Source organism: uncultured Tepidimonas sp., from assembly GCF_938045175.1.
GTDB lineage: Bacteria > Pseudomonadota > Gammaproteobacteria > Burkholderiales > Burkholderiaceae_C > Tepidimonas.
The window spans coordinates 1-5,061 of the sequence record NZ_CALIND010000167.1 but is presented as its reverse complement, the minus strand read 5'-3'; the positions used below and the strand labels follow the sequence as shown (position 1 = coordinate 5,061).

The window sequence follows — 5,061 nt, the reverse complement described above, 5'->3', positions numbered from 1 at the left end:
TGGGGCTGGCTGGCACGCTGTACTTGCAGGGCTTTGGCGGGCTGGCCTTCGTGCTGGGCTGGACCGGTGGCTTCGTGTTGGTGGCGCTGCTGCTGGCGCCGTACCTGCGGCGCTTCGGGCAGTTCACGATTCCCGACTTTCTGGCCGAGCGCTACGGCGGCCGTGTGCCGCGGCTGTTGGGCGTGGTGGCGCTGCTGCTGTGCTCATTCATCTATGTCGTGGCCCAGATCTATGGCGTGGGGCTGATCACATCGCGCCTGACCGGGTTGGCGTTCGAGGTGGGGGTTTTCCTGGGTTTGGGCGGCATCCTGGTGTGTTCGTTTCTAGGCGGCATGCGTGCCATCACCTGGACGCAGGTGGCGCAGTACATCGTGCTGCTCATCGCCTTTTTCGTCCCGGTGGTGTGGCTGTCGGCCAAGCAAACCGGTTGGCCGTTGCCGCCCATGATCACCGGCCAGCAGTTGCAGAAGGTGACCGAGCGGGAGCAGGCATTGGCCGTCGACCCCCAGGAAGCGCACGTGCGGCGTATCTGGGAGCATCAGGTCCATGTGTTGACGGATCGTCTGCGCGATCCGGCGGCGGCGCTCGAGCGTGAGCGCACCCTCTTGGTCAATCATATCGAGGCGTTGCGGCGCTTAGGTGCCGAGCCCGCTGAGATCACGGAAGCCGAGCGTGTGCTGTCGCGCTTGCCGCGTGACGAGGACACGGCGCGGGCGCTGTGGACACGGCAGCTCCAGCAGGCCCAGGCCAAGGTCGCCGCGCTGGGAGGAATGCCGCCACATGCCGAGCCCTTCGTCGGACTGGACGGCAGCGGTCCAGACGCGGTCGAGCGCTCGCGCCGCAATTTTCTGGCGCTGGTGTTTTGCTTGACCGTGGGCACTGCAGCGCTGCCGCACCTGCTGGTGCGCTTCTACACCGTCCCCACCGTACGGCAGGCGCGCGAGTCCGTGGCGTGGGCGGTGGGCTTCATCGCGCTGCTGTACCTGACCGCGCCCGCGTTGGCGGTCTTGGTCAAGGTCGAGGTGCTCGACGGCCTGGTCGGCACCTCGTTCGAGGCGCTGCCTTCGTGGGTGCAGGCGTGGAGTCGGGTCGATCCGGGCTTGTTGTCGGTGCGCGACGTCAACCGCGATGGCGGGCTGCAGCTGGGGGAGATTACGATCGGGGGCGATATCATCGTGCTGGCCTCGGCCGAGATCGCCGGACTGCCCTATGTGGTGGCGGGGCTGGTCGCGGCGGGTGGACTGGCCGCGGCCTTGTCGACGGCCGATGGGCTGCTGCTCGTCATCACCAGCGCGCTCAGCCATGATCTGTATTACAAGACCCTCGATCCCAATGCCGACACGGCGCGGCGGGTGACGCTGTCGAAAGTACTGTTGTTGATCGTCGCGCTGCTGGCCGCCTATATCGCGGCCCAGCGGCCAGCCGACATTTTGTTTTTGGTCTCGGCCGCGTTTTCGCTGGCGGCCGCGGCGTTCTTTCCGGCGCTGGTCATGGGAATCTTCTGGTCACGCGCCAATGGGCCGGGCGCGGTGGCGGGGATGATCGCCGGCCTTGGGGTGACGGGGTATTACATGGCGACGCGCCAGCCGTGGCTGCGCTCGGTGCTGGGGCTGCAGGGGGAGGCACCCTTGTGGTGGGACATCCAGCCGATCGCTGCCGGGGTGTTCGGCGTGCCGGTCGGCCTGGCCGTGCTGGTGCTGGTCAGCTTGCTCACCCCGGGGCCGTCGGCACAACGGCGCGCTTGGGTGCGGCGTTTGCGCGCGCCTTTTTGACAGCTATAATTGCAGGTTTCCTTGCCACACCTTCAGTCGACGCGGGGGGTGGCAGTCGTTCCATAAGGAGAGTCCATGCGTCACTACGAAATCGTCATGCTGATCCACCCGGATCAGAGCGAGCAGGTGCCAGCCATGCTGGAGCGGTACAAAGGCATGATCACGGCCGGCGGTGGGATCATTCACCGTGTCGAGGACTGGGGTCGTCGCCAACTCGCGTACCAGATCAACAAGCTGTCCAAGGCCCACTACCTGTGTCTCAACATTGAGGCCGGGCAGGACGTCATGAACGAGCTCGAGCATGCCTTCCGCTTCAACGACGCCGTGCTGCGCCACTTGGTGGTCCAGAAGAAGAAGGCCGAGACCGGCCCGTCGGCCATGATGAAGGCCGTCGAGCGCGAGGAAGCCCGCAAGGCGCAACAGGAAGCCGCTGCTTGATCCCAGCAGCGGCGACCGCGTCTCCCGTCAACCGCCTGGAGCTGGTGGCCACGCTCGCCGAAGCCGCGGGCATGCGCTACACACCCGCCGGTATCGCTGCATTGGACGTGTTGCTGGAGCATGCGTCCACGCAAGTCGAAGCCGGTCAGCCCAGACACGTGGCGCTGCGGCTGAAGGCGGTGGCGTTCGGTGACGATGCCGAACGCTTGGCCCGCCAGACGCTGGGGTCCACGCTGTGGTGTGCCGGGTTTTTGACCAGTGCGCGCCGCGGCAACGGGGTCGTGTTTCACATTCAAGCATTCAAGCCGATTTAGGACGAATCATCATGGCTGCACCGCAACGCAATCAGGGCAACAACCGCCCCAAGCGCGCCAGCAACAACCTGCTGTTCAAGCGCAAGAAGTTCTGCCGCTTCACCGTCACCGGCGTGGAAGAGGTCGACTACAAAGACATCGACACGCTCAAGGATTTCATTGCCGAAAACGGCAAGATCATCCCGGCCCGTTTGACCGGCACCCGCGCGATCTTCCAGCGCCAGGTGGCCACCGCGATCAAGCGTGCCCGTTTCCTGGCGCTGCTGCCGTACACCGACCAGCACCGCGTCTGAAGGAGCCCGATACCATGCAAGTGATCCTGCTCGACAAGGTCGTCAACCTGGGCAACCTCGGCGATATCGTCAAGGTCAAAGACGGCTACGCCCGCAACTACCTCATCCCGACCGGCCGTGCCCGCCGGGCCACCCAGGCCGCCATCGACGAGTTCAATGCGCGTCGCGCCGAACTCGAGCGCGTGGCCGCTGCCAAGTTGGCCGAAGCGAAGGCCCTGGGCGAGAAGCTCCATGGCACCACGCTCAAGATTTCCCAGAAGGCGGGGGTCGATGGCCGCCTGTTCGGTTCCGTGACCAACCACGATATTGCGGCCGAATTGACCAAGGCCGGTTTCCCGGTCGCCAAGGCCCAGGTCCGCATGCCCAACGGCGTGCTGAAGATGGTGGGCGACTACACTGTCCAGGTCGCGCTGCACACCGACGTGGTCGTAGACGTCAACGTCCAGGTGCTGGGCGAGACGGTCTGACCGAGGTGACCCCAGCAAACGAAGGCCGCCTTTCGGGGCGGCCTTCGCGTTCATGGGTGACTGGGGCAACGACGGACGGGGCCGCTGGCGTTCACCACAGTTTCCACCACGGGCTGCTGTCGCGGCGCAGGCCGTGGGTGAGCAAGGCACTGTTGGGGAAGTTGGCCTCCAACACGCGGCGCGCGTCGCGGGCTTGCTCGTCCATCCCGAGCGCCTCGTAGGACTTCATCAGCAGGTACAGGGCCTCTTCGGCGGCGGGCACGTTCTGGTAGTCGCGCAGCGCGGTCTGGGCCCGGTTGATCGCTGCCACGTAGGCGCCGCGCCGGTAGTAGTAGCGCGCGACGTGTACCTCGTACTGCGCCAAGGCGTTGACGATGTACGTCATGCGCTGGCGCGCGTCCGGTGCGTAGCGTGAGTCGGGGAAGCGCTCCACGAGCTCCTTGAACGCCTCGAACGAGTCCTTGGCGGCTTTCTGGTCGCGCTCGGACAGGTCTTGCTGCGAAATGAAGCCGAACAGCCCGAGGTTATCGTTGAAGTTGACCAGGCCCTTGAGGTAGAGCGCGTAGTCCAGCGCGGGGCTGGCGGGGTGCAGCTTGATGAATCGATCCAGCGTCGCCAACGCTTGCGCCGGTTCGCCGTTTTTGTAGTGGGCGTAGGCTTTTTCGAGCTGGGCCTGCTGCGCCAGCGGGGTGCCGGCGGCGCGACCTTCGAGTTTTTCGAACAGCTGGATCGCACGCTCGTAGTTACCCGAATTGCGCTCGTCCATCGCCTCGGCGTAGAGCTTGTTGGGGCTCCAGCCGGCGGTGACGTCTTTGTCGGGCTGGCTGGCGCAGCCCGCCAGCAGGGCGACGCTCAAGGCGACGGTGGACAGGATGGGCGCGCGCAGATGATCGACGGATAATCGTTGGGTTTTCATGGAGCGCCCCTCAGGCGCGCTGCCGCAGCAGCAAACAGGATGTCAAAAATTATAGAGGTCCAGGGCGACGTCGCGGCGCCGCCCGATGTCATCGATGACGGCGCGGACGAGGTCGGCGCCGAATCCGAGTGGCGCCGCTTCGTCGTCGACCGCGAGGGCCACGGCGAGCGGCTCGACCGTTGGCTGGCGGCGCGCGTGCCCGAGGTCTCGCGCAGCTACCTGCAGCAGCTCATCGCCGACGGCGCCGTCCGTGTGGGTGCCGAGCCGCTGACCAAGGCGGCGCGGCGGCTGCGTGTGGGCGAGTCGGTATCCGTCGAGCTGCGCGCGACGGCGCAAGCGCAGGCGTTCGTGCCGCAGCCGATGGCGCTGGCCGTGGTGTACGAGGACGAACACCTGCTGGTCATCGACAAGCCGGCGGGGCTGGTGGTGCACCCGGCGGCGGGGCATTGGTCGGGTACGCTGCTCAATGGGTTGCTCGCGCACCACGCGGGTGCGGCGCAGTTGCCGCGCGCAGGCATTGTGCACCGCCTGGATAAAGATACCAGTGGCCTGATGGTCGTGGCCAAGACGTCCCGCGCGTTCGATGCACTGGTGGCGATGATCGCGCAGCGCGCCGTCCAGCGCATTTATGTGGCGCTGGCAGCAGGGCCGTGGCGCCACGCGGACGAGCTAACCATCGACCAGCCCATCGGCCGCGATCCGCGGCAGCGGCTGCGCATGGCGGTGCACCCCACGGCCAGCACCAGCGCCAAGCCAGCGCGCACGGACGTACGCCGCCTGGCGGGCGGCTCGGGGGGCGATGCCCGCTGGGTGTTCGTGGGGTGTAAGCTGCACACGGGGCGCACGCACCAGATTCGCGTG

General features: G+C 66.4%; 7 protein-coding genes. 6 read left to right on the top strand and 1 reads right to left on the bottom strand.

The genetic code is table 11. The annotated features are described in order from the left end of the window. The 5 genes from Q0716_RS08780 to rplI form a co-directional block, all read left to right on the top strand. Positions 1-1,772, top strand: a 1,772-nt coding sequence (locus tag Q0716_RS08780) for a VC_2705 family sodium/solute symporter (RefSeq protein WP_299022158.1), incomplete at its 5' end; no start/stop codon positions are given. 75 nt (positions 1,773-1,847) lie between these two features. Continuing rightward, positions 1,848-2,210, top strand: a complete 363-nt coding sequence (gene rpsF, locus Q0716_RS08775; protein ID WP_299022156.1) for a 30S ribosomal protein S6 — start codon at positions 1,848-1,850, stop codon at positions 2,208-2,210. Next, positions 2,207-2,524: a primosomal replication protein N gene (gene priB / locus Q0716_RS08770; RefSeq protein WP_299022155.1), complete on the top strand. Its 318-nt coding sequence runs from the start codon at positions 2,207-2,209 to the stop codon at positions 2,522-2,524. The genes rpsF and priB overlap by 4 nt, the downstream gene beginning before the upstream one ends. Before the next feature lie 11 nt (positions 2,525-2,535). Further along, positions 2,536-2,817: a 30S ribosomal protein S18 gene (gene rpsR / locus Q0716_RS08765; protein WP_299022154.1), complete on the top strand. Its 282-nt coding sequence runs from the start codon at positions 2,536-2,538 to the stop codon at positions 2,815-2,817. 14 nt (positions 2,818-2,831) lie between these two features. After that, positions 2,832-3,284, top strand: coding sequence for a 50S ribosomal protein L9 (gene rplI, locus Q0716_RS08760; protein ID WP_299022152.1), 453 nt, complete (start codon positions 2,832-2,834; stop codon positions 3,282-3,284). A gap of 91 nt (positions 3,285-3,375) precedes the next feature. Here rplI and Q0716_RS08755 read toward each other — a convergent pair whose 3' ends face one another. After that, positions 3,376-4,200, bottom strand: coding sequence for an outer membrane protein assembly factor BamD (locus tag Q0716_RS08755; protein WP_299022151.1), 825 nt, complete (start codon positions 4,198-4,200; stop codon positions 3,376-3,378). A gap of 39 nt (positions 4,201-4,239) precedes the next feature. Here Q0716_RS08755 and Q0716_RS08750 point away from each other — a divergent pair. Further along, positions 4,240-5,061 (top strand): RluA family pseudouridine synthase (locus tag Q0716_RS08750; RefSeq protein WP_299022149.1); only part of this gene is annotated, 822 nt, incomplete at its 3' end.

Bases quoted from the DNA above. Each gene is read 5' to 3' on its own strand.
- rpsF (WP_299022156.1), top strand. From the start codon at position 1,848: ATGCGTCACTACGAAATCGTCATGCTGATCCACCCGGATCAGAGCGAG.
- rpsR (WP_299022154.1), top strand. From the start codon at position 2,536: ATGGCTGCACCGCAACGCAATCAGGGCAACAACCGCCCCAAGCGCGCC.
- rplI (WP_299022152.1), top strand. From the start codon at position 2,832: ATGCAAGTGATCCTGCTCGACAAGGTCGTCAACCTGGGCAACCTCGGC.
- Q0716_RS08755 (WP_299022151.1), bottom strand. From the start codon at position 4,200: ATGAAAACCCAACGATTATCCGTCGATCATCTGCGCGCGCCCATCCTG.